The following is a 631-nucleotide window of genomic DNA, read 5'->3' on the forward strand; positions in this document are numbered from 1 at the left end:
TGCCGCGCCTAACGTGGGCGCCAGGGCCCAACTGCCCGGGAAGTGCGATTCACGGGTGATGCGCGACATTGCCACGACCAGGAAAAACGCACCCAGCCAGGCCTTGACATTGGAAAGCACCGCCGCTGGCTGAATCTGCACGCCATCGCGGTAAATCACCTTGGCGAGGAATCCTGCAACGCCGGCTTGCACCCGCTTGGCACGCCCTGAATGATCGATCACCAGCAGCGCCAGCAGCGCACCAATCATCAACTCCCAAATCCGGGTCTGGGGCTGGTAGAAGGTCCACACCGCGTCCTTGCGTATGTAGGCGATGTTGAGGACATACGAAAAGGCGGCAATCAGCGCAATGACGGTGAACAGGTTAAAGCGCCGCTTCCAGGCCAGCCATACCAGCAGGGGAAACACGATGTAGTACTGCTCTTCGATTGCCAGTGACCACAGGTGCAAGAGCGGCTTGACTTCAGCAGCGCTGTCAAAGTAGCCGCTTTCGCGCCAGAGTACAAAGTTGGAGATGAAGCCGGCGCCGCCTATGACGTGCTTGCCCAGCTGGCGGTACTCGTCGGGGTACAGCACAAACCAGCCCGCGACCAGCGCAAACAGCAGTACGGTGGTCAGCGCGGGAAATATG

At 59.9% G+C, this 631-nt stretch carries 1 protein-coding gene; it reads right to left on the minus strand.

Annotation, left to right across the window (positions count from 1 at the left end; genetic code table 11):
- On the minus strand, nt 1-631 hold a 631-nt coding region (locus AC1DYQ_RS22850), incomplete at both ends, for an acyltransferase family protein (RefSeq protein WP_477688719.1).

This window comes from Polaromonas sp. P1_F4, assembly GCF_056405675.1.